A 21984-nucleotide genomic window follows, 5' to 3' on the forward strand; every position below is an offset into this window, starting at 1 on the left:
TATTAAAACGGAATATCAGCCTCAAAAGTGACCCACTCTTTACTGATGGGGTGGGTAAAACTGAGTTGCTGTGCATGTAAATACAACCTAACGTCTTTGCGACCATATAAGCTATCTCCAATGATGGGCATGTTTAGACCCTCTGCGTGGGCGCAATGAACGCGTAGCTGGTGGGTACGACCGGTTTCTGGATATAGCATAACCTTACTGTGCCCTTCGACAATTTCCATAAGCTGATAACGAGTATGCGCTGGCTTACCTTCATCATAAGACACCATTTGCCTTGGTCTATCGTAAGGGTCGCCGCACAAAGGGAGGGTAATGTTCCCTTCTTTCTGCTGCAGATTCCCATCAATTAAAGCAGCATAACGCTTTTTTACTTCACGCGAGATGAACTGCTTTTGTAGTGATTTATTTGCACGCTTAGTGAGAGCAAACACCAGTAAACCAGAGGTTGCCATGTCTAAGCGATGCAGAGCAAAGGGCCCCTCAGCATCTGGATACATTTGTTGTATGCGATAAAACGCTGAGTCTTGAATGTGTCGACCGGGTACAGAAAGAAACCCTTCTGGCTTATTTACCACCACAATATGTTCATCTTCATAGATGATAGGCAAAGGCTTATCTTCTGCCGGATTCTCGAGTAGTGGATTTGGGTCTACCTCTAAACCTACTAACATGTGCGATAGGATAGGGTGGCACTTACTCATGCACGACGGGTAAAATTGTTTGTGCTGACGAATTTCTGATTTTGGTGAATGGCCCCACCAAAACTCTGCCATTGCGACGGGTTCGTAATCATTGAGATAAGCGTATTGCATTAGCTTAGGGGCCGCACATTCTCCTGCTCCCGCGGGTGGTACTTTATAGGCGGTTAGAGCAAATATCTGGTTTAGGTCTTGACGATTTCCTTCGGCATTCAAGAAAGAGTAATGGGCGAAGATTTTATGTTGAAGTTGATTGGACAACCCTGCACGCTTAGCTTTTAAATCAGCGATGGCTTGATCTACTTGGGTGATTTTCTCTGCCAGTAGAGTTCGCTTATCTGCCCATTCTTTCTTGAGCCATTTGAGCTGATTTTTTTGCGCTACGCTTTGCTTGGCCAAGCTTTTCTCAACTTCTTGATATTTCTGCTCTGGCAAAGTGTTCTGTGCTTGAATACGCGCTAGCTTACGTTGTTTTCTGCTGTCTGCGATTTCAGCTTGCAGATGCTGTATTTGAGATGATTCTTCTTCAATTATTACCGAGAGTAGTGACTTCAGTTGTTCGATGTTGGAGTTACTTATGTAGGCGTTGAGTTCTGTTGAAACATCGTTGATCTTTTCTAACTCACTTCTAAAAAAACTGTCATCATCCAACATATCGTAGACCGGCGGTACAAACCCTTGATGATGGTTACTATCATCAATTTTTCCTGAGAAAGCGCTTAAAAACCCAAGCTCTCCAGCCGCATTTTTCACAACTAAAACACCAAACATTTTACCGCTATCGGGTGAGCTAATTTCTGTATTGATACTTTGATCGTCTCGAAGGCTAAACAGCTTATTAAATCGTGTATTTGAACTTAAATTTTTCTGTAGCAGTTCGCAGGCGATGATCGTCAGCGCGTGCGGATCATAATAAAAAGGAAAGGTGAACCGCTTTGGTATCGGCTGTGAGATAGGTTGCTCAAATTGGGTAAAAAGCGGGTCGATGCTCATGTGTTAAGAATACCTTTAATGCAAAACGGCGCGGATTTAGAGTCGCTAGGCTGATTGTATTGAATACTTGCCTTATCTGCTAGTTTAGCGCGGTTTTCTATTCGATATAACCCTCGCGCATATCGGGTATAAGAATTAATGATTGGAGGTAATCATCTAAGTTATTTATTCTCACTGTGTTGTAGAGATTGCGGAATAGGGAGATGGCCAAACACTCTTTGAAGTTAGGGCGCCATACGTAGTCGCTACCATACGATTCTTTGTTAGAGCCCAACTAAAGTGAGAGTACGTAATGAAAAGACTGTTCTGTGTTTTAAAGTGGTTAATGAAAGCAATTGGAGTACTTGGTGCTGCAGCTGCAACTTCCCTATTTTTCTCTACCTTGTCCAACATTCATGGCGAGTCTATGCCAGACAGCGAGTTTGTTGATGGCAACCCTTCGATAATCAACTTGCTCAACTCTGAAATCTTTATGGGTCTCATCTTCGTTGTAACCCTCTCTATTTTTGCTTACGTTGCTTATTTGTTATGGCAATTGCATGAGGTTGCGGTTCACGAGAGTGAGCATCGTAATAGTGCACACACCACTATCGTATTTGCCTTGTCGTTGTGTGGCTTATTCATTAGCAAAACATGGTGGGTAGTGGCCATTGTCATCGCATTTACTCGTTGGGACATTATTGGGAATTCATTGAGCGGTGTCATTCGCCGCGGTGTAGAGCAAGGTAAAGAATCATCAGCGCAGGAGTCTAAATAATGAAAGAGATTATGCTTCCTTACGTTTTTATTATGTGGATTCTAGTTAAAGCTGGCGTCATTAAATGGAACCTTCGCAATGCAACTATGATTACCGCTGTCGGTTGTTTCTTAGCAATGACTTTGTTTACTGTGAGCCGTTTTTGGGCCCCTGTGGATTTGACAGATAGCAGCACGGTTAAGGCGCCTCACGCTGTTCTAAGTCCTCTAGTGGGACAAAAAGTAGAAAGTGTTCTGGTCAATCACAACCAAGTCGTAGAAAAGGGTGAATTGCTATATACCTTAGAAGCAACGGATTCTATCGAAGAAATTAAAGGTCTAAAAGCGCAAATCCAAGCGGTTAAACATCAAATATCAGCAACTAAAATGCAAATTGAAACAGATGAAACCACAATGGCACGTTTGATGAAATTAGAAGAATACAGCAGTCAAGCCGAGCGTGATGATGTAAGAAACGCTATCCAGCAAGGATACTCTCACTTGTCAGAGCTGAACGCTGAGATTGCTACCATTAAAGCTCAGATCTCTGAGAGTCAGTGGCAGAATGAAATGAACCAAGTGATAGCGCCGTTTGATGGTCAGATTGGTGTTGTGAACATTTCTAAAGGCACTCGTACCGGTAACATGCATATTTATGACACGAGTAAAAAGTTTATGGAGATGCGTGTTAGTGACCAAACTTATCGTTACATCAAAGAAGGTCAGTTTGCAGAGTTCTATGTGAATTCTCACCCTGGTGAAGTATTCCGAGGTAAGGTTCACAGTATTACTAGCGGTACCGGTGAGGCAACAGTGTCGGTGAAAAATGGCACGCAAAGTGTAAATCAACACGTCGCAAATAATGCGGGTGCACATGGTCGTACTGTCATCATTGAATTTGAAGAGCCTAAAGGGTACAACATCCCTATTGGGGCAACAGGTTCGGCGTGGATTTCAGCCACTAAGCCACACCCAATTCTAGGTTTTATGGACATTATTGGCGGAGCGACGGTTAGACTTAAATCGTTGAAAGCTTATCTTAGTGCCCTGTAGTTAAATGAACGCCCCAAGAGTGATTCCTTGGGGCGTTTTGCTTAAATGGCTGCTTCTTCAATTGTCAAAGAGGCGAGTCCTACTAGACTAGGAGCGGTGAGTGGCTGAACGCTACTCACTTTTACTTTATAGCCTTGTCGTAAGTACTTATAGAGTTCTTCGGTACTCTCTACGTAGGTATAGCCTTCATCAAACCTTGCTTTACTAACCGCAAATTTACCATTTCTGTGCCTATGAGGCTGTTGAATAAGCCCTTTATGCTTGCCTCGTTTGGTCTCATAGAAAATTTTCATTTTATCAACCTCAGCCAATGATTACCTGACCCAACATATAACCTGCACAGCAGGCACTGATCACCCCAATAAGGCCAACACTCATAAAGGAGTGGTTAAAGTACCATTTGCCTATTTTTGTGGTACCTGAAGAGTCGAAGTTGACCGTCGCGATATCAGATGGATAGTTAGGGATAAAGAAGTAACCGTATACAGCGGGCATCAAACCTATTAAGAGCGCAGGTTCTAAGCCAAGACCTAAGCCTACAGGTAGCATCATGCGCGCGGTTGCTGCTTGAGAGTTCACGACTACTGAAACAATGAACAGCGCAAGAGCGAAGGTCCATGGGTAAGTGGTCACCATTTCAACGATGCCTGATTTGAATTGTGGCATTGCGTATTGGAAATAGGTGTCTGACATCCATGCAATACCAAAAATAGCAATTGCGGCTACCATACCCGATTTAAACACGACCCCATTAGGAACGAGTCTAGGGTCAGTGTTAGTGGCTAACAAAATAATACCGCCGAAGCAGAGCATCATCATTTGAATGACTACAGCCATACTGATGGGTTTGGTCGCCTCACCAATGGTGCGGATCTCAGGTACCATCGCAATCACCACAATGACCGCAATCGATAGTAAAAACAGCAATACTGAGTTACGAGCTGAAGTGGGTAAGGTCTCGTCCAAAGATGTGGCTGTAGTATTGAGTATACGATCGCGCATTTCTGGGTCTTTTAAGCGATTTTGGTATTCTGGGTCGTCATCTAATTCCTTACCACGCTTCATGCTGTACAGGGCCATAAGAAGAGTACCAAACAAAGTGGCAGGCACTGTGACCATTAAGATAGAAAGTAAGCTAATGTCAGGGCGAATATCGGTAAGCTGTGCAAGGTAATAAACGACTGCAGCCGATATTGGAGAGGCAGTAATCGCTATCTGAGAAGCGACGGAGGCAGAAGCCATAGGGCGCTCAGGGCGAATGCCATTTTTCAGTGCCACATCTCCGATGATGGGCATAATTGAATATACAGCGTGACCAGTACCAAGCAAAAATGTCATGCTGTAGGTTACAAAGGGGGCAATTAAAGTAACGCGTTTGGGATTTTTACGAAGCACACGCTCGGCGACCTGAAGCATGTATTTTAGACCACCGGCAGCCTCTAATATGGAAGCACAGGTCACCACCGCTAAAATGATCAACATAACGGTTACAGGAGGAGAGGTAGGTGGCATCTTAAAGATGAATACCTCAATGGTTAGGCCAATGCCCGAGACAACCCCCAGTCCAATACCACCCTTCCGTGAGCCAATGTAGAGCACAATCAGAAGGAACAAAAACTCAAAATACAGCATTATTGTTCACCATTGATAATTACGAATGTCTGACAAAATTATCCTCCTATTCATCAGGGTTATTTGTTTTTCTCATCACATAACACCATGATTAAAATGAGAAATTCGCTATTTATCGAGTTGATCACAGGGTTTACTTAAGAAGTAAACGCATTGTGAATTATGTGTGTTCTTTGAGAGTCAATACGGTTGTAGTTAGGATACTATTGAAATGGAAAAGCATATAAAGCTAATGCCTTATGTACGAAAACTAATATAGAAACCTTTTAAAATGTTAATTATTTGTATAGCTTAGTGGTTTGACCACTATCAAAGGTGAAGGAATATGTCTCGAGTGATCTGCACTATTGATGAGAATCAGATTGCAATAGTCAGCCTTAATCGTCCTGATAAGCTCAACGCCATCGATATGGAGATGTTCAAAGCAGTGAATGCCATCACGCGTGAGTTGAAAAACGATCAACGAGTGAGGGCTGTGATCGTTCGAGGCGAGGGTAGTGATTTTTGCTCTGGGCTCGATGTGAAGTCTCTATTAACCAGTAAAAGCGGGGCGCTCTCTTTGCTGTTCAAGTGGTGGCCAACTCGTGCCAATGATGCTCAGCGTTTTTCCTTGGGTTGGCGAGATATTCCGTGTCCTGTGATATTTTCCATTCACGGTCGTTGTTGGGGCGGGGGGTTGCAGTTGGCTAGCGGAGGTGATTTTCGTATAGCAAGTCCTGATGCTACTTTTTCCATTATGGAAGCCAAGTGGGGACTTATTCCTGATATGGGAGGTGCTATCGCCTTTCGTGAGTTAATGCGTAAAGACCATACCCTAGAAATGGCGATGACAGCCAAGGAGATCGACAGCCAAACAGCCAAAGAGTATGGGCTAGTCACTAAGGTCGCCGACGATCCTTATGATTGTGCCTACCAACTTGCTCTGGAGTGCATCAATCGCTCTCCAGATGTATTAGCCGCGAACAAGAAGCTCTATCACAACACGTGGTGGTCTAGCCAAGGTAAAGCGTTATTGCTAGAGACTTGGTACCAAATTAAAGTTGGAATTGGGAAGAACAGAACTATTGCAGCCAAAAGGGAACGTAATCCAGATAATAAGCCTGATTATTTGCCGAGGAAGTTTAAATAAAGAAGCTGATAGCTTTAAGCCATAAGCCATCAGGTTAAGCGTTGTCATTGCCGAGGTCTCTTATCGGCAATCTGAAGGAGTGCATCCCCAAATTCCTGCTAACAACATGCAGAATGATAGCTGATAGCTGATAGCTGATAGCTTGCAGCTGATAGCTGATAGCTGATAGCTGATAGCTGATAGCTTGCAGCTTATAGCTTATAGCTTGCAGCCAATTTATCTCTTTTTCGACAGTTTGATATACACCAAAAGCGATAAGAAGATAACACCTCCCCCTAACAACTTTTGCGTACCGACGACCTCTCCAAGCATGCTGATACTGAGCATGAGTGTCCATACGGGCTCTAAAATCATAATCAGAGATGCCGTTTCCATCTTCACTGAGAATTGACCCACCGTTTGCGCTAGATAGCGAATCGAAGTGGCAATAAGGGTTGATACTGCAAACCAAAATAATATATGGCGGTTAAGCTCGAACGCATCTGGCTGGGTAATGCCCACAGAGATGGCTCCAACTAATCCCACAGCAAACAATTGTACACAGATAGAGGTTAATGGATTTAGATTGGTGATCACACGTTTGTTTAGTACAAAATGTAGCGACAACAGTCCAGAAGCTAATAAGAAATACCATTGGCTTCTGTCTACTTGCCAACCATTGGCAAGGGTGAGTAGAGCCATACCTAAGATAGCAATCGGCAAGGCAATCCAAAAGGCTCGGTTGGGTTTAACTCGAAACAAAATCAGTGATACGAATGGCGCGATTATCATAGCAAGGCTCATGATAAAGGCTCCCTCGGCCAGAGTGGTTGAGATAGAGACCGCGTAGACCCAAACTTGAATAGACAGAGCCAACACGAAGCCTACACCAAGCAAAGAGATAATCTGTTTTGGCTTAAGTGCGAGGACTTTTTTATAGCAAAAGGGAAAGAGAATTAAACTTGCTAATAGGAAACGGCTAGTGATGAAGATTTCACCAGGGACTTCGAGAATAACGAGTTTAGAGGCAATCCAACCTATTGCGGCTAAAATGGTTGCCAATACAAGAAACAACTCACCTTTGAGAGCCTTCAGATTCATGGTTATCCTAATTTAGAACGATAAAACCCTGCGAGAGCGCAGGGTTTTTGATTGTGTTGAGCGATGATTAAGCTTGGTAGACTGGGTAGTCTGTTAAGCCTTGCTCTGCACCACCAAATAACGTTTCTGGGTTATGAGAAGCTAAAGGATAACCCTTCTTGATGCGGTTAGGAAGGTCTGGATTTGAAATAAACGGACGACCAAAACCTACCATATCGGTGGTGTTTTCTTCGATAGCTTCAGCGCCTTTTTCTGCATCGTAGCGACCTGCGTAAATCAGCACACCTTTGTAGGCTTCACGAACAGCAGTTTTGAATGCTTTTGGTGTTTCCGGTGCATCTTCCCAATCTACTTCGGCAATGTGCACGTAAACCACGTTCAGTTTATTTAGTAGTGCTGCTGCTGCAACGTAAGTCTCTACCGGTGTTGCATCAACCGTGCCGTTTAATGATGTAAACGGTGCTAGGCGAACACCAACGCGATCAGAACCAATTGCTTCTGACATCGCCGTAACCACTTCACCAAGGAAACGCAGGCGATTTTCAATTGAGCCGCCATATTCATCAGTGCGGTTATTGGCTTCCGAGTCAATAAACTGGTTGATCAAGTAGCCATTTGCTGCGTGCAGTTCGATACCATCAAAGCCTGCTTCGATAGCATTCAGCGCCGCTTGACGGTATTGCTCAATCACCATTTCAATATCTGCTTTCGCCATTTCACGAGGTTCAACAACGTCAACAAAACCCGGTGCATCAGTACCGTTATCGATGAATACCTTTACATTTTCCGCTTTCATTGCAGAAGACGAAATAGGTTGCTCGCCACCGATGTTGTCAGGGTGGGTTACACGACCTACATGCCAAAGCTGTGCGAAGATCTTGCCTTCTTTAGCATGTACCGCATCGGTTACTTTCTTCCAGCCAGCTATTTGCTCGGCAGAGTAGATACCTGGAGTCCAAGCGTAGCCTTGTCCCATTGCTGAGATTTGTGTGCCTTCAGCGACAATCAAGCCTGCCTCTGCGCGTTGTGCATAGTATTTTGCCATCATGTCATTGGCGATGTTACCTGGTTGGCTTGCGCGAGAGCGAGTCATTGGTGGCATAACAATGCGGTTTTTAAGAGACAGTGGACCTAGTTGAATCGGTTGAAATAGTGCGTTAATCATTATTATTCTCTCTCAAATTAACCTAGTTGAATCAGTTCGATTGCGTAGCCATCAGGGTCTTTAACAAATGCGATGTGAGTCTCGCCACCTTTTACTGGGCCTGGTTCACGAGATACATTGCCACCTAGTGCTTTGATTTTGTCGCACGCAGCGTAAATATCGTCAGCGCCAAGAGCGATATGACCGAATGCATTACCGTGGTCGTACGCGTCAGTATCCCAGTTATAGGTAAGCTCAATAGTGGTTGAGCTTGATACGTCATCAAAGCCGACAAATACAAGGGTGTAACGGTAGTCAGTGTTTTCGTGACGCTCAAGGACCTTCATGCCAAGAACCTTGGTGTAGAACTCGATTGATTTGTCTAGGTCAGCAACTCGAAGCATCGTATGTAGAAATTTCATGGCATATCCTCGCTGGCATTGGTGTCTTCCAATGCGTGGTATGAGTGGAATTCGATTAGGCTTACTATACCTATAGGCATTACAGATAAGAAATTATCATTGCTTATCCTCATCATAATGAAAATTTATAAAAATAAGGGTTTCGATAAATCGAAACCCTTAAGCAATGACTTTAGAGAAAAGGAATTAAACGGTCAGAGGGATGATGGTAACCAACTCTCCTTGTTCAACCTTGGCATACAAAGGCTCTATTTCAATCAAACAGTTGGCTTCACTCATAGAGCGTAATATCCCTGAACCTTGCTTACCGGTTGAGCGAACGACAAGTTGGCCTTGCTCGTTTAGACTATAGACTCCTCGAGTAAACTCAGTGCGTCCATGACGTGAGCGCAATGACTCACTTGCCAATGCACGTAGTTTTGTCGGTTTCCATTCCTCTTCACCTTGCATCTTGCGGATAGCCGGTTCTACAAAGTTAATAAACGAAACCATAGTGGCAACCGGGTTTCCGGGAAGACCAAAGAAAGGTGTCTCACCAATCTTACCAAAGGCGAGGGGTCTGCCTGGGCGCATGTTGATGCGCCAAAAATCGATGTTACCGTTTTGTTCCAGCACATCTTTGATGTAATCCGCATCACCCACTGAGACTCCGCCGGTTGTCAGTACCAGATCAGCATTCTGTGCGGCCTCTGAAACGGCCTTTTCTATTTGGTGGTGATCATCTTCAAGAATACCAAGGTCTAAGATTTCGCAGTTGAGTTGTGTCAGTAGACCGATAAGCGAATAGCGGTTTGAATCGTAAATGCAGTTTTCTTTTTGCGATTGACTTGGGTGCTGAACCTCATCGCCTGTAGAGAATATGGCCACTTTTAGCTTACGCTTAACCAAGCATTGGTTTATACCTAGTGAGGCAATCATTCCCATTTCAGCAGGGCCTATTTTACACCCCTTTTCGAACACGCTTTGCCCTTTTGCAAGATCTTCTCCAGCAGATCGAACATTTTGTCCGGCTTTGATTGTAGCGCCATTGAAGGTGACAAAATCAATCCCTGCTTCGCTGAAGGTATCAGATTGCTCTCTCATCACGACCGTTGTGCCATTGCTAGGCACTGGAGCCCCGGTCATTATCTTAACTGCCTCACCTAGCTGCAGAGGGTGTGGATAGTTTTGACCCGCCATCACTTCGGCAACGAGCTTAAAGCGCTCTAAAGACACATCTTCATCTCGGATAGCAAAGCCATCCATTGCTGAGTTTGTGTGTTGCGGTACATTAATATTTGACACTACATCTTCAGCTAAAATATCCTTGAGGGCGTGATCTACCTCTACACGGATTTCCCCTTCGATCTCAGAAACAGCATCTAATATGCGTTCTATACCTTGCTCAACAGATAAGAAAGCAGGGGACAGGGTATCGCAGCACGCTGCAACGCTGTCTTCGCTTTGCTTCTTACCTGCAAGATCGCCAGATTTGACTCGAGTGCTAATAAACTCCGCGATCGCATCAAGGTCGTTGATTTCAAATTTAGGGAGTGAGCAATCTAGTGCAATATCTGTCGCGACAGCAATGATGTTTTCATCATTTGGATGCATCCAAGGATTTTGCAGGGCCTCTCGTCGCAATTCGATTTTGGGAAATGATTGGCTCTTAAAACCCTCGATGAGAATCAAGTCGAGTTCATCATGCTTAAATTGCATGAGAAGATGCTCGAAGGTCGCTTCTTCGTCTGGGGTTTCAGTAATCATGGCATTGCGATAGCGAGAACTGATGTACATCTGTGTCGCTCCCGCTTTTCGCAATCGATAGCTGTCTTTGCCTTCTTGGTCGATGTCAAAGTTGTGATGGGCGTGTTTAAGCACTCCAAGTTTGAGCCCTGCGCTAGTTAGCAAAGGAATAAGCTGCTCGAGTAAGGTTGTTTTTCCTGTGCCGCTAAACGCGGCAAAGCCAAGAATTGGCGTGTTACAAATCATCTTCATGGGTTACTGCTTAAATTTAAGTAATTCTTGCTTCGAGTTAAGATTCACAAAGCTGTCTTTGACATCACTAAAGTCGATCTGTCTGGTATTACAGCGATCGTAAAAGAGAATAATCTTGCGTTCACCATCATCGAGAAATTGTTGTAATCTCTCTAATACGCTGCGATGAAATACCGTGAATACGGGTTGTATAAAGTCGCCATCATGCGCCACTAAAATCTCATCTTCATCGCTGATTTCTTGTTGCATGCGGGAAATTAAAGTAGGAGAAATTTGTGGACAGTCACAGGGTACGAATCCAACCCAATCACTATCTACATGGGTTAAACCAGCATGAATACCCCCCATCGGACCAACAAACCCTTGATACTGATCTGCAAAAACCGGTGCATACTCTTGATAACGTTCTTGGTTGCGATTGGCGTTGATATAAACAGAGTCGGTATGCGATTTGAGAACTTCAAGAACGTATTCGATCAGTGGTTTATTATTGAGTTCCACTAACCCTTTATCTTGACCTTGCATACGAGTGGCTTGGCCGCCGGCTAGGACGACCCAGCTTATTAAATTCATATTAGTTCCCTAAAATATTGTGGGTAATAGGTTCGATTTGCTTGATTTCTTCGTCGATGATTCGAAGATGTGGAGTTACGGTTAGCCCTTGATTTTCAATGCTCCATTGAGTATCGCAGAGATTAGTGAGTCCGTTTTGTTGATGGCTGGTGATAACGATACTTGAACCTCGGTCTAGTAAGTCTTTAGCAAGGCATACGATGCCTTGCGTAGACTCTATATCCAGTGATGCACTAGGCTCATCCATCAACAATATCGATGGATTGACAATCCAAGCTCTAGCCATAGCTAGACGTTGTTTCTCACCGCCAGAGAGCACAGAACAGTGTTCATCAGCCAAGGATTCTAAGCCTACTTGTCTTAGAGCGTGAATAGCCCGAGTGCGACTGTTTAAACCTTTCTGCGATGTAACAGGCAACGCATAGCGAATGTTATCCACTAAGCTTGCATCAAACATATAAGGTGACTGATGAAGATACACTACATCTCTAAACAGCTTTCGTTTAAATAGACGGTGAAATGTGGAAATCTCATCGCCGTTGATGGAACCACTACTAGGGGTAGTGAGACCCGCAAGAATCTTCAATAGGGTTGTTTTGCCCACGCCATTGTGGCCTTTCAAATAGATGGCATCACTAGGGCCTAGAGTTAGACTAGGAATGTGAAACAGAACCCGATCATCATAGCGCTTAGACAAATCTTGGGCTCTTAGTTGTATTGACATTGATTCTCGCCTCTAGACTCGAAGATGGCTTTGCCCACGCAAAGACGTTAAGACAAAATTGAGTATTAGTGCTAGTAGCAACAATACAATACCCAACGCGACACCCTGTGAAAATGCGCCTCTTGAACTCTCTAAGGCAATGGCTGTTGGTATGTTACGCGTATGGCCTAGGATATTCCCACCGACCATCATTGAACATCCGACCTCTGTGACTATTCGTGAAAATGCGGTCACGATAGCAGCAATTAACGCAAACCGTGTTTCCCATAGTAGTGCTCTAAATACCTGAGGATAGGACTTTCCTAAGGTAATGGAGGTTTCGACATTGCGCATATCGACGCTTTGAAACCCAGCTTGAAGCATAGAGATAAGGATAGGCATTGCGATAAGTATCTGTCCAAGTATCATTGCCCTTTGTGTGAACAACCATTGCCAATCGCCCATTGGGCCTGATCGAGATAGCGTCATGTACAGCAATAAACCGATGACTACGGTAGGCACCGCCTGAAGTGTATTAACCACGGAAGTGACAATATTTCGCCCTGGAAATGGCGTGTAGGCCAGTAACAGTGCGATGGCAATGGCGGGCAGTAATGATAAACTGAGGGCGAACAGTGACACGCTGAAGGAGATAGATACTATCTTCCACAGCGCGGGATCAAGACTAAGAAGCAGTTTAATGGCTTCTATTGTGGTGTCACCAATATCCATTAGTTAGACGTTTTCGCATCAGCAGTAAACAGTTTTTCCCCCTTGACTTGAAATTGATCGATCAAGTCTTGAGCCTCATTGCTCACTATCCAATCACTGAGCGCTTTAGCGCCATCAATGTTTAGGTCAGGATAGCGTTTTGGATTAACGCGAATAATTTGGTATTGATTAAATAGAGCAGGATCGCCTTGTACCCAAATCGCCAGATCAAGTGCTTCTTGATAAGCAAGCCAAGTACCTCTGTCAGTCAAAGTATAGCCTTGTAATTCGGAGCTCATGTTCAAAGTTGGGCCCATGCCTTGGCCGATAGAGCGGTAGTTATTCCAATTTTGAACACCATTGCCAGCTTCCCACAATGACAGCTCTTTTTTATGGGTACCGGAGTCATCCCCGCGAGAAATAAATACAGACTTGCTGTTTGCGATCTTAGTTAGGCCACCTGCAGCCGTGTCGGCTTCGGTAAGCTTGGCTGGATTATCTTTGGGGCCTACTAGAATAAAATCGTTGTACATTACCGAGCGAGCGTCGATGCCAAATTCCGCATCAAGAAAGGCTTTTTCAGCTTTTGGAGAATGAGTAAGAACGATATCAACATCACCCATCTCACCCATTTTTAGAGCTTTCCCTGATCCGGTAACCAGCAGTTGCACTTCGTAACCCGTGTCCTTGGTAAAGGTCGGTAACAGATAGACCAGTAGGCCAGAGTGATAAGTGCTGGTCGTGGTTGCCATGCGTAACGATTGTGATTCGGCATGTGCTGGAGTGGTGATAATAAATAGGAAAGATAGCGCAACCAGTAGCGCTGTATGTTTTTGAATATATGTGTGAATGCGTTGCAACAATGGTTTGAGAAACATGAGTCTTATCGATCCTTTGTGATGTCTTCGTTATTGGCATGCTTGCCATCGAATTCGATTTTTTCTACCCCGTGATAGACCTGAAAGCGAAGCCCTTTGGCTCTAGCGATGATAGTGATACCAAAGCGCTCTGCCAACTCTAGCCCCATTTGAGTAACGCCTGAACGAGAGAGCAGAGTGGGGATACCCATTTGAGCCACTTTGATCACCATTTCTGAGGTGAGTCGGCCTGTCGTATAAAATATCTTATCGTCACCAGTATCTTGGTTAAGCCACATCTCGCCGGCTAGCGTATCCACTGCATTGTGACGACCAACATCTTCAACAAAAGAAACCACTTCTCCTTCTCTGCAAACAGCACAACCATGAACAGCACCGGCTTTTTTATAGGTATCGTTGTAGTGGGTCAGCGCCATCAGTGTGGAATAAAGCGCACTTTGTTTGATTTTTGTTTGCGGCACTTGATAATTTTCGAGGCTCTTCATGACATTGCCATACATAGTGCCTTGCCCGCAGCCCGAGGTGACGGTTTTCTTTTTTAAGGCGTTTTCTAGGAAGTCAGTGTTTTCTTTGGTGACCACTGCCACACTGTTTGTCTCCCAATCTATCAACACCGAATCAAGTTGGGTAGGGTCTGATATAAAGCTTTGATTTTTAAGGTAACCGAGTACTAGAGCACCAGGGTGGGATCCTAGCGTCATCAATGTGACTATTTCTCGCCAATTGAGCAGGATGGTTAAGGGACATTCACAAGCAATATCTTTGCTTAGTGGCTCCCCATATTCATCAAAAACGGTCACACTTTGTGTCTGTGACGGAGGTTGACCAACAGCTACGATATGGGGCGCTTTAGGCATTAAAAAATCCTTTTTCTATACTAGAACAGTGTTGTGTAGAAAGGTGAGTGGGCAGTGCCCTTCTTTCTGTTACTCGAGCAAGCTCGAGTAGAACCATTTAAATAATAATGACTTAGCTTAACGAGGTACCAATGAAAACGGAAGATAATTGGCCCATTAGATGTCAGATTATTCTACATCAAACACAAAACTCCAAATGGCAAACCAGCAATTGGATTATCGAAGAGATATTTTTAGACCCTTCGAAGTGTGAAATGGGTATTGATGCTGAAATACAATTGTTTAGAGATGAAAGAACCGACTACCGTTTCAACCTCAATTCACAAACGCCAAAACTGTTCGTGGTGTTGGAAAACGATACTGAATCATTGAGTCTTGTTTCTGTAACTGTTTCGCAAAGCGTAGCAGGCAGTTTTCTGGATGGCGACTATCTGGTGCTATCAGTAGATATGCCTTTGGCAGTTCAGGCATGGATGGAAGCGTATCTTGCTCGTCACGGTGAGTTAATTGAACACAAACGTAAAAAACGCAAAGGAGCGGGCCGTGCCAGTCGATAGTAGTAGGTTAGGAGTGTCATTATGAGCAGGGGCTTATTTGAAAGATTGCTACATAAGCATTCAGCGCCAGTTGAGCAGGAAGAGGAAATAGAAAGCTCTCTGCATAAAGTAGAGCCTGATGCGATAGCCGAAGAGGACTTAGATCTCAACGAAGAGAACTTGAGTCAGTTAGAGTCTAGCGATTTTGCTGAGCACGAGAGCGCACAAGACTCGGATGTGGAGGTCACAGAGGAGCAGAAAAAGGGCAATGCCATGTCTGCGCTGCTGGCATCAGATGCCGCTCCTGAATTAAAGAAGCGAGCGCTTCGTAGCCTCTTTTTAAGCGGCCAGTTTAGTGAAGTTGATGAGCTCAATGATTACAACCAAGATTTTAGTCAGATGAAATCGTTATCTGCTGATGTGGCAAGTAAGCTTCGTCATTGGACCCATGAGAAAGTCGAGCAATTAGAGGAATTAGCTGAGGAGATGTCTCCTACAGATGAGTCGCAATTGCTGGCTCATGAAGCTCAGACAAAGGAGATTGAGGCACAAGAGAGTGATGCGGACATTAAGTCTGTAGAGTCTCAATCTGTTGACAAAAAAGAAACATATTCAAGTAAAGAGAATAACTCCGATGAGGCTGAACTCCTCGACTTTAGAGAAGATTCAAATAAAAATGTTTAGAAAATCACATAGTTAACAATTTTTCCTGCGTAATGCCTCAAAATCTCTATGGGTTTAACATTATTCTACAAATTATCTGCAATCCTTAAGCAAACTATTTACAGCAGTAAGCTGAGCTTATTGACTAACTCACAGGATGCGAATGCTAAAGGAATTTTTGGCTCAATCGACCTCAAGCAATGGCCAAGCGCGAAATTATGCTTTTAACAACACGTTAGAGCTCTCAAATCTTATTCCACCCACCGTCAGTTATGAAAGTCAGGGTGCCTTATTGGTAATTGCTGCAACTGAAGAGCTTGAATCACTTCAGCAGCAATTTTCTGGGTTAAGTTCGGTGACCTTCGCTACACCAGCGAATTCACCAGTACAAGGTGGAATAACCCCTTATTATTTCTCATCGGCTTCTCTTAGCGGATATATGGGCCGATTTTCATTTCAACTATCACAGCCAGACGCTTTATTAGAGATAGATCTTGCAACCGTTGCTATTCAACAAGCACATTTTGATCTCATTTTAGATTTGAGTTCACAGGCGCTTATTGACGCGGAAGTACCTCCGGTTGGTTATTTCCCTGTGGGAAGAGGTTATCCGAAACTAGAAGATGCCATAGAAGAAATTAATGGTTTGGTCGGCACTTTCGATAAGCCCAAATTTTTTCGGTTAGATACTGATAAATGCGCTCACAGTTCACGTGGCGTTAAAGGGTGTGAACGTTGCATCTTATCCTGTCCTGCTGGAGCACTGTCTAGTGAGGGGAGCGACGAAATTGGGCATAAAATTGAAATCAACCCCTACCTCTGCCAAGGGGTGGGAACCTGCGCGACTTCTTGTCCAACAGGCGCTATTGAATACGCACTGCCATACCCTCAAGAAACTCAGGGTTATATCGAGAGAACGCTGCAGAATTACCAAAAACAGGGTGGCGAGTCGCCAATTATCCTATTTTGCAGTGAAGAGCATGAAACTTATAACCTAATGGCACTGAGAGCACTGCCAGATAATGTCATCCCTATTGTGGTGAACGAGCTTCCTTCTGTAGGCATAGATACTTGGTTTGCGGCTCTAGCCAATGGTGCAACTCAGGTATTGTTTGCTGCAAGTCGTCGGATGCCTGCCACTATAATCCGAGTGCTCAGTGAAGAAGTCACTGTCGCTCAGACCTTGTTAAGGCAGCTCGGCATCAATGCAAGCTGTGTTGATATCTTGTATCTGGAAGATTTGAGATCCCAAACGCCTACCTTGATTGAAAAACCTTTAGGCGTTGCTGTTGGGGAACTTGAAGGCGATAAACGCTCAAGACTCTTCCAAGCATTAGATGGATTAGCGAAATCTTTTTCACCTCTTCAGTCGCAAGTCGCACTTCCGGCAGGGGCACCTTATGGCACTGTAGAGTGCGATACAGACAAGTGCACCTTGTGTATGGCGTGTGTTGCAGTATGCCCAACCATGGCTATCCACAATGAAGGTAAGCTACCACTACTTAATTTCATCGAGCAAGATTGTGTTCAGTGTGGCTTGTGTGAGGGAGCGTGTCCTGAAGACGCTCTCTCTTTGACTCCAAGAATGAACTGGGATCAGGAACAACGCACTAATGCCACTGTCTTACACAAAGATGAGCCAGCACTTTGTTTACGTTGTGAAAAACCATTCGCTCCCAAGTCAATGATTACCATGCTTCAAGGTAAGTTAAAAGGTCATTCTCACTTTTCTGATGACAACGCGATACGTCGAATTGCCATGTGTGAAGACTGCCGAGTTGCGGATGTTTTTGAAGAAATGGCGAAAGATCCTACAAAACAGCTAAAATATTAGAGGTAAGCATGAATCAAGAAGCACTACAGGCACCGCGTGCCGATATTTATTTGTTACTTGCTACCTTGTTTAGACAGCCACCAAGCAGCGGTTTGCTTCAATGGCTATCTGAAATAGAAACAGAAGCCGGTAACAGTCAAATGAGCGCTGATTGGCAAGCACTTAAGCAGGTAGCAAGCCAAACAACGCAACAAGAGATAGAAGAAGAATACCAAGATTTATTTATAGGGGTTGGGCGAGGGGAAGTGATGCCCTTTGCTTCTTGGCACCTAAGCGGCGCTTTAATGGAGAAGCCTTTAATAGCGCTGAGGCAAGATCTTTCCGCTCTGGGTTATGAGAGAAATAATAGCGTGAAAGAGCCAGAGGATCACATTGCAGCGATTTGCGAGGTGATGGCGATGTTGATAGAAGAAAACTCACCGCAGCAAGGCGTTTTTTTTAATCGGCACATTGCAACTTGGTATAAAGATTTAGTGAAACAAATTCAGAACGCAAAAGCGGCTGAGTTTTACGTAGTTGTAGCAAGTCTTCTAGCTGCTTTTTTAGAGTTAGAAGCCGTAGCATTGAGTGAGCAGAGCATTGCTGTTCGTTCTAGTGAACTGGATTAGGTTGAGGATGGAGTCATGAAAAACAACAAAGAAATTGATAGTCATCGTCGTAAAGCGTTAAAGGCTTTAGGGGGTGGTGTTGTGGCAGGAGCAGTGCTTAGCACCGCGACAACAGCAGCTCAGGCGAACCCGATTGATGTGAATAACGAACAATCGAAAGATGAACCGGGGTACAAAGAAACCCAACATATCCGTGACTATTATGATTCACTTTAGGAGCCTAAAACTATGAAACTAACCAAGCGCTCTGAAAGCACCTCAAATCCTGATCAAAAGTTCGGTGTTAGCCGTCGTACCTTCATGAAAAATTCATCGCTCGCCGCAGGTGGTGCTGTAGTGGGAGCCGGGATCTTTGCTCCAGGTATGATGAAAAAGGCACAAGCCAGCACTGAAAATGAAGACGTTAATGTCGAAATCAAACGTACTATCTGTTCTCACTGCTCTGTTGGGTGTGGTATCTATGCAGAAGTGAAAAATGGGGTATGGACAGGCCAAGAGCCTGCATTTGACCATCCATTTAACCTTGGCGGACATTGCGCCAAGGGTGCGGCGCTGCGCGAACATGGTCGCGGTGAGAAACGCCTTAAGTATCCGATGAAGCTTGAGGGCGGTAAGTGGAAGAAAATGAGCTGGGACGAAGCCATCAATGAAATTGGCGATAAAGCTCTACAAATTCGCAAAGAATCTGGACCAGATTCAGTGTATTGGCTGGGTAGTGCAAAGCACAACAACGAACAAGCTTACACATTTAGAAAGATGGCGTCGCTTTGGGGTACTAACAACGTTGATCATCAAGCTCGTATTTGTCACTCCACTACTGTATCTGGGGTAGCCAATACTTGGGGTTATGGTGCGATGACCAACTCTTTCAACGACATGCACAACTGTAAGTCGATGCTATTTATAGGCTCGAATCCTGCAGAGGCTCACCCAGTAGCCATGCAGCATATCTTGATAGCCAAAGAAAAGAACAACTGCAAAATAGTGGTTGCTGACCCTAGGCGTACGCGCACTGCAGCTAAGGCAAATCATTATGTTTCGCTTCGCCCAGGTACCGATGTTGCCTTTATTTGGGGCTTGTTGTGGCATATCTTCCAGAACAAATGGGAAGACCAAGAATTCATTCGTCAGCGTGTGTTTGGTATGGAAGAAATCCGTACTGAGGTAGCTAACTGGACTCCTGACAAGGTTGAGCGTGTGACTGGCGCCTCTGAAGAGCAAATGTACAAAACCGCGAAGATCTTAGCGGACAACCGCCCGGGTTGTATTGTTTGGTGTATGGGGGGGACTCAGCACACCACCGGTAATAACAATACTCGCGCATACTGTGTACTTGAGCTTGCTCTGGGTAACATGGGTAAATCGGGTGGGGGTGCAAACATCTTCCGTGGTCACGATAACGTACAGGGTGCAACAGACCTTGGCGTATTATCGCACACACTTCCAGGCTACTACGGCCTTGCACCCGGTTCATGGAAACATTGGGCTAAGGTGTGGGATCTCGATTACAAGTGGATTGAAGAGCGCTTCGACCAAAACAAATACCGCGGCAAACTGCCAATGAACAACATGGGTATCCCAGTATCCCGTTGGATAGATGGTGTTCTTGAGAACAAAGAGAATATTGAACAAAATGACAATATTCGCGCCATGTTCTATTGGGGGCACGCAGTAAACTCGCAAACACGTGGTCCAGAGATGCGTAAAGCGATGCAAAAGCTGGATATGATGGTTATCGTTGACCCATACCCAACGGTAGCAGGTGTTATGAATGACCGCACCGATGGCGTTTATTTGCTACCCGCGACGACTCAGTTTGAAACTCATGGTTCAGTAACCGCTTCAAACCGTTCGTTGCAATGGCGAGATCAGGTGATAGAACCACTATTCGAATCAAAACCTGATCATGAGATCATGTATCTCTTATCTAAAAAGCTTGGTTTTTCTGATCAGCTGTTCAAAAACATTGAAGTTAAAGATAACCAGCCTGTTGTTGAGGACATTACCCGAGAATTCAATAAAGGCATGTGGACAATTGGCTATACAGGACAAAGCCCAGAACGCCTCAAAGAACACCAACAAAACTGGCACACCTTCCATAAAACCACATTGGCTGCTGAAGGCGGACCTGCGAACGGCGAAACCTATGGTCTACCTTGGCCTTGTTGGGGCACAGCCGAGATGAAGCACCCAGGCACTCATATTTTGTATGATACATCTAAGCCGGTTGCTGAGGGGGGCGGTAACTTCCGCGCACGCTTTGGCGTTGAGTTTGAGGGTGAAAACCTTCTGGCAGAAGACAGTTATTCTAAAGATTGTGAACTACAAGATGGTTTCCCAGAGTTTAGCGATAAGCTACTCAAAAGCTTAGGCTGGTGGGACGATCTTACTGCAGAAGAGAAAAGCGCTGCGGAGGGCAAAAACTGGAAAACTGACTTGTCTGGAGGCATCCAGCGTGTCGCAATTAAGCATGGCTGTATTCCATTTGGTAATGCTAAGGCTCGTGCCGTCGTATGGACATTCCCTGACAGAGTGCCATTGCACCGTGAGCCGTTGTATACGCCTCGAAGAGATCTTGTGAAGGACTACCCAACTTGGGACGACAGTGAATCCATTTATCGCTTGCCTACCCTCTACAAGAGTATTCAGGATGTCGATAAGTCGAAGGAATACCCTATTGTTCTTACAACGGGTCGCTTGGTTGAGTACGAAGGAGGGGGCGAAGAAACACGTTCTAGCCCATGGCTAGCTGAGCTTCAACAAGAGATGTTTGTTGAGGTGAACCCTAAAGACGCGAATGACCTAGGCATCAAAGACGGTGACATGGTTTGGGTTGAAGGCGCCGAGAAAGGTAAAGTGTATGTAAAAGCTATGGTGACTCGACGAGTGACTCCAGGGCTTGCGTTCATGCCATTCCACTTCGGTGGTAAGTTCCAAGGTGAAGATCTTACTGAACGTTACCCGGAAGGCACGGTTCCTTATGTCATAGGTGAAGCTGCAAATACGGCAACAACCTATGGTTATGACCCAGTTACTCAGATGCAAGAAACCAAAGTAACTCTGTGTAATATTCGAAAAGCGTAAGGAAACCTGAATTATGGCTAGAATGAAATTTCTATGTGATACCAAGCGTTGTATCGAATGTAATGGTTGTGTCACTGCATGTAAGAACGAAAACGATGATGCGCTAGAATGGGGCATTCAACGTCGCCGCGTAGTAACACTGAACGACGGTGAACCGGGTGAAAGCTCAATTTCTGTTGCGTGTATGCACTGTACCGATGCTCCGTGTATGGCAGTGTGTCCTGCAGACTGTTTTGAGTACACTGAAGATGGCATTGTACTGCACAACAAAGACCTCTGTATTGGTTGTGGTTATTGCCTATTTGCTTGCCCATTTGGTGCACCACAATTCCCGCACACCTCAGCCTTTGGTGAGCGTGGCAAGATGGATAAGTGTACTTTCTGTGCGGGCGGTCCTGAGACAGAAAATGGCTCTGAAGAAGAGCGCGCGAAATACGGCGCAAACCGTATCGCAGAAGGCAAGTTGCCTATGTGTGCTGAGTTGTGTTCTACCAAGGCATTGCTTGCTGGTGATGCTGAAGTGGTCTCAGACATTTTCCGTCAACGTGTTGTTGAGCGCGGAGCAAAAGGCGCTGGATGGAGCGATGGTGAAGATATAGCGTTTGATGCGACCAAAAGCTAGGTAGAGGGAGCAATCAGATGCAGTTAGCGAAACAATGGACTTT

22 protein-coding genes are annotated in these 21984 nt (G+C 44.8%); 10 read left to right on the top strand and 12 right to left on the bottom strand.

What is annotated here, in order from left to right; translation table 11 throughout:
• Positions 1-2: 2 nt before the first annotated feature.
• Positions 3-1700, bottom strand: a complete 1698-nt coding sequence (locus tag OCU48_RS05365) for an RluA family pseudouridine synthase (RefSeq protein ID WP_141344308.1) — start codon at positions 1698-1700, stop codon at positions 3-5.
• A 292-nt stretch (positions 1701-1992) separates the two neighbouring features.
• On the opposite strand from OCU48_RS05365, the gene OCU48_RS05370 reads away from it, so the two are divergent.
• Both OCU48_RS05370 and OCU48_RS05375 read left to right on the top strand, forming a co-directional pair.
• Positions 1993-2457: a magnesium transporter gene (locus OCU48_RS05370; RefSeq protein ID WP_141344309.1), complete on the top strand. Its 465-nt coding sequence runs from the start codon at positions 1993-1995 to the stop codon at positions 2455-2457.
• A complete protein-coding gene (locus tag OCU48_RS05375; RefSeq protein WP_141344310.1) occupies positions 2457-3488 on the top strand; it encodes an HlyD family secretion protein in 1032 nt (343 codons plus the stop codon). The genes OCU48_RS05370 and OCU48_RS05375 overlap by 1 nt, the downstream gene beginning before the upstream one ends.
• Before the next feature lie 41 nt (positions 3489-3529).
• Here OCU48_RS05375 and OCU48_RS05380 read toward each other — a convergent pair whose 3' ends face one another.
• On the bottom strand, positions 3530-3781 hold the full coding sequence (locus OCU48_RS05380; RefSeq protein ID WP_141344311.1) for a hypothetical protein: 252 nt from the start codon (positions 3779-3781) through the stop codon (positions 3530-3532).
• Positions 3782-3791: 10 nt separating this feature from the next.
• Complete coding sequence (locus OCU48_RS05385; RefSeq protein WP_141344312.1) at positions 3792-5120, bottom strand: anaerobic C4-dicarboxylate transporter; 1329 nt, start codon at positions 5118-5120, stop codon at positions 3792-3794.
• 325 nt (positions 5121-5445) lie between these two features.
• Here OCU48_RS05385 and OCU48_RS05390 point away from each other — a divergent pair, with 325 nt between their 5' ends.
• On the top strand, positions 5446-6249 hold the full coding sequence (locus OCU48_RS05390; RefSeq protein ID WP_141344313.1) for a crotonase/enoyl-CoA hydratase family protein: 804 nt from the start codon (positions 5446-5448) through the stop codon (positions 6247-6249).
• 216 nt (positions 6250-6465) lie between these two features.
• Here the strand turns inward: OCU48_RS05390 and OCU48_RS05395 are convergent, their stop codons facing one another.
• The 9 genes from OCU48_RS05395 to OCU48_RS05435 form a co-directional block, all read right to left on the bottom strand.
• Entirely contained in the window at positions 6466-7329 is an 864-nt protein-coding gene (locus OCU48_RS05395; protein WP_141344314.1) for a DMT family transporter, read from the bottom strand.
• A 67-nt stretch (positions 7330-7396) separates the two neighbouring features.
• Complete coding sequence (locus OCU48_RS05400) at positions 7397-8494, bottom strand: alkene reductase (RefSeq protein WP_141344315.1); 1098 nt, start codon at positions 8492-8494, stop codon at positions 7397-7399.
• Positions 8495-8511: 17 nt separating this feature from the next.
• Positions 8512-8895 carry a lactoylglutathione lyase gene (gloA, locus tag OCU48_RS05405; protein WP_141344316.1) on the bottom strand — a complete coding sequence of 128 codons (384 nt, stop codon included), beginning with the start codon at positions 8893-8895 and terminating at the stop codon, positions 8512-8514.
• Between the two features lie 186 nt (positions 8896-9081).
• A complete protein-coding gene (locus tag OCU48_RS05410; RefSeq protein WP_141344317.1) occupies positions 9082-10872 on the bottom strand; it encodes a bifunctional molybdopterin-guanine dinucleotide biosynthesis adaptor protein MobB/molybdopterin molybdotransferase MoeA in 1791 nt (596 codons plus the stop codon).
• A gap of 3 nt (positions 10873-10875) precedes the next feature.
• Complete coding sequence (gene mobA, locus OCU48_RS05415; RefSeq protein WP_141344318.1) at positions 10876-11445, bottom strand: molybdenum cofactor guanylyltransferase MobA; 570 nt, start codon at positions 11443-11445, stop codon at positions 10876-10878.
• Between the two features lies 1 nt (position 11446).
• Positions 11447-12169 carry an ABC transporter ATP-binding protein gene (locus tag OCU48_RS05420; RefSeq protein WP_141344319.1) on the bottom strand — a complete coding sequence of 241 codons (723 nt, stop codon included), beginning with the start codon at positions 12167-12169 and terminating at the stop codon, positions 11447-11449.
• A gap of 12 nt (positions 12170-12181) precedes the next feature.
• Entirely contained in the window at positions 12182-12880 is a 699-nt protein-coding gene (locus OCU48_RS05425) for an ABC transporter permease (RefSeq protein ID WP_141344320.1), read from the bottom strand.
• Entirely contained in the window at positions 12880-13737 is an 858-nt protein-coding gene (locus tag OCU48_RS05430) for an ABC transporter substrate-binding protein (protein WP_141344321.1), read from the bottom strand. Before OCU48_RS05430 ends, OCU48_RS05425 begins: the two co-directional genes overlap by 1 nt.
• A 5-nt stretch (positions 13738-13742) precedes the next feature.
• Positions 13743-14594: a formate dehydrogenase accessory sulfurtransferase FdhD gene (locus OCU48_RS05435; protein WP_141344322.1), complete on the bottom strand. Its 852-nt coding sequence runs from the start codon at positions 14592-14594 to the stop codon at positions 13743-13745.
• Between the two features lie 131 nt (positions 14595-14725).
• On the opposite strand from OCU48_RS05435, the gene OCU48_RS05440 reads away from it, so the two are divergent.
• The 7 genes from OCU48_RS05440 to fdh3B all read left to right on the top strand — a co-directional run bounded on the left by OCU48_RS05440 (position 14726) and on the right by fdh3B (position 21941).
• Complete coding sequence (locus tag OCU48_RS05440) at positions 14726-15151, top strand: DUF3305 domain-containing protein (protein ID WP_141344323.1); 426 nt, start codon at positions 14726-14728, stop codon at positions 15149-15151.
• Positions 15152-15172: 21 nt separating this feature from the next.
• Positions 15173-15814, top strand: a complete 642-nt coding sequence (locus OCU48_RS05445) for a DUF3306 domain-containing protein (RefSeq protein ID WP_141344324.1) — start codon at positions 15173-15175, stop codon at positions 15812-15814.
• A gap of 142 nt (positions 15815-15956) precedes the next feature.
• Entirely contained in the window at positions 15957-17627 is a 1671-nt protein-coding gene (locus OCU48_RS05450; protein ID WP_141344325.1) for a 4Fe-4S dicluster domain-containing protein, read from the top strand.
• Positions 17628-17635: 8 nt separating this feature from the next.
• On the top strand, positions 17636-18235 hold the full coding sequence (locus OCU48_RS05455) for a TorD/DmsD family molecular chaperone (RefSeq protein ID WP_141344326.1): 600 nt from the start codon (positions 17636-17638) through the stop codon (positions 18233-18235).
• A gap of 15 nt (positions 18236-18250) precedes the next feature.
• On the top strand, positions 18251-18451 hold the full coding sequence (locus OCU48_RS05460; protein ID WP_141344327.1) for a hypothetical protein: 201 nt from the start codon (positions 18251-18253) through the stop codon (positions 18449-18451).
• 12 nt (positions 18452-18463) lie between these two features.
• The gene (locus OCU48_RS05465; protein WP_141344328.1) at positions 18464-21319 is read left to right on the top strand and encodes a formate dehydrogenase subunit alpha; all 2856 of its coding nucleotides are present in this window, start codon (positions 18464-18466) and stop codon (positions 21317-21319) included.
• 13 nt (positions 21320-21332) lie between these two features.
• Entirely contained in the window at positions 21333-21941 is a 609-nt protein-coding gene (gene fdh3B / locus OCU48_RS05470; protein WP_017027593.1) for a formate dehydrogenase FDH3 subunit beta, read from the top strand.
• Positions 21942-21984: the final 43 nt, after the last annotated feature.

It is taken from the genome of Vibrio inusitatus, assembly GCA_024346935.1.
Lineage (GTDB): Bacteria > Pseudomonadota > Gammaproteobacteria > Enterobacterales > Vibrionaceae > Vibrio > Vibrio inusitatus.

Bases quoted from the DNA above. Each gene is read 5' to 3' on its own strand.
- OCU48_RS05365 (WP_141344308.1), bottom strand. From the start codon at position 1,700: ATGAGCATCGACCCGCTTTTTACCCAATTTGAGCAACCTATCTCACAG.
- OCU48_RS05370 (WP_141344309.1), top strand. From the start codon at position 1,993: ATGAAAAGACTGTTCTGTGTTTTAAAGTGGTTAATGAAAGCAATTGGA.
- OCU48_RS05375 (WP_141344310.1), top strand. From the start codon at position 2,457: ATGAAAGAGATTATGCTTCCTTACGTTTTTATTATGTGGATTCTAGTT.
- OCU48_RS05380 (WP_141344311.1), bottom strand. From the start codon at position 3,781: ATGAAAATTTTCTATGAGACCAAACGAGGCAAGCATAAAGGGCTTATT.
- OCU48_RS05385 (WP_141344312.1), bottom strand. From the start codon at position 5,120: ATGCTGTATTTTGAGTTTTTGTTCCTTCTGATTGTGCTCTACATTGGC.
- OCU48_RS05390 (WP_141344313.1), top strand. From the start codon at position 5,446: ATGTCTCGAGTGATCTGCACTATTGATGAGAATCAGATTGCAATAGTC.
- OCU48_RS05395 (WP_141344314.1), bottom strand. From the start codon at position 7,329: ATGAATCTGAAGGCTCTCAAAGGTGAGTTGTTTCTTGTATTGGCAACC.
- OCU48_RS05400 (WP_141344315.1), bottom strand. From the start codon at position 8,494: ATGATTAACGCACTATTTCAACCGATTCAACTAGGTCCACTGTCTCTT.
- gloA (WP_141344316.1), bottom strand. From the start codon at position 8,895: ATGAAATTTCTACATACGATGCTTCGAGTTGCTGACCTAGACAAATCA.
- OCU48_RS05410 (WP_141344317.1), bottom strand. From the start codon at position 10,872: ATGAAGATGATTTGTAACACGCCAATTCTTGGCTTTGCCGCGTTTAGC.
- mobA (WP_141344318.1), bottom strand. From the start codon at position 11,445: ATGAATTTAATAAGCTGGGTCGTCCTAGCCGGCGGCCAAGCCACTCGT.
- OCU48_RS05420 (WP_141344319.1), bottom strand. From the start codon at position 12,169: ATGTCAATACAACTAAGAGCCCAAGATTTGTCTAAGCGCTATGATGAT.
- OCU48_RS05425 (WP_141344320.1), bottom strand. From the start codon at position 12,880: ATGGATATTGGTGACACCACAATAGAAGCCATTAAACTGCTTCTTAGT.
- OCU48_RS05430 (WP_141344321.1), bottom strand. From the start codon at position 13,737: ATGTTTCTCAAACCATTGTTGCAACGCATTCACACATATATTCAAAAA.
- OCU48_RS05435 (WP_141344322.1), bottom strand. From the start codon at position 14,594: ATGCCTAAAGCGCCCCATATCGTAGCTGTTGGTCAACCTCCGTCACAG.
- OCU48_RS05440 (WP_141344323.1), top strand. From the start codon at position 14,726: ATGAAAACGGAAGATAATTGGCCCATTAGATGTCAGATTATTCTACAT.
- OCU48_RS05445 (WP_141344324.1), top strand. From the start codon at position 15,173: ATGAGCAGGGGCTTATTTGAAAGATTGCTACATAAGCATTCAGCGCCA.
- OCU48_RS05450 (WP_141344325.1), top strand. From the start codon at position 15,957: ATGCTAAAGGAATTTTTGGCTCAATCGACCTCAAGCAATGGCCAAGCG.
- OCU48_RS05455 (WP_141344326.1), top strand. From the start codon at position 17,636: ATGAATCAAGAAGCACTACAGGCACCGCGTGCCGATATTTATTTGTTA.
- OCU48_RS05460 (WP_141344327.1), top strand. From the start codon at position 18,251: ATGAAAAACAACAAAGAAATTGATAGTCATCGTCGTAAAGCGTTAAAG.
- OCU48_RS05465 (WP_141344328.1), top strand. From the start codon at position 18,464: ATGAAACTAACCAAGCGCTCTGAAAGCACCTCAAATCCTGATCAAAAG.
- fdh3B (WP_017027593.1), top strand. From the start codon at position 21,333: ATGGCTAGAATGAAATTTCTATGTGATACCAAGCGTTGTATCGAATGT.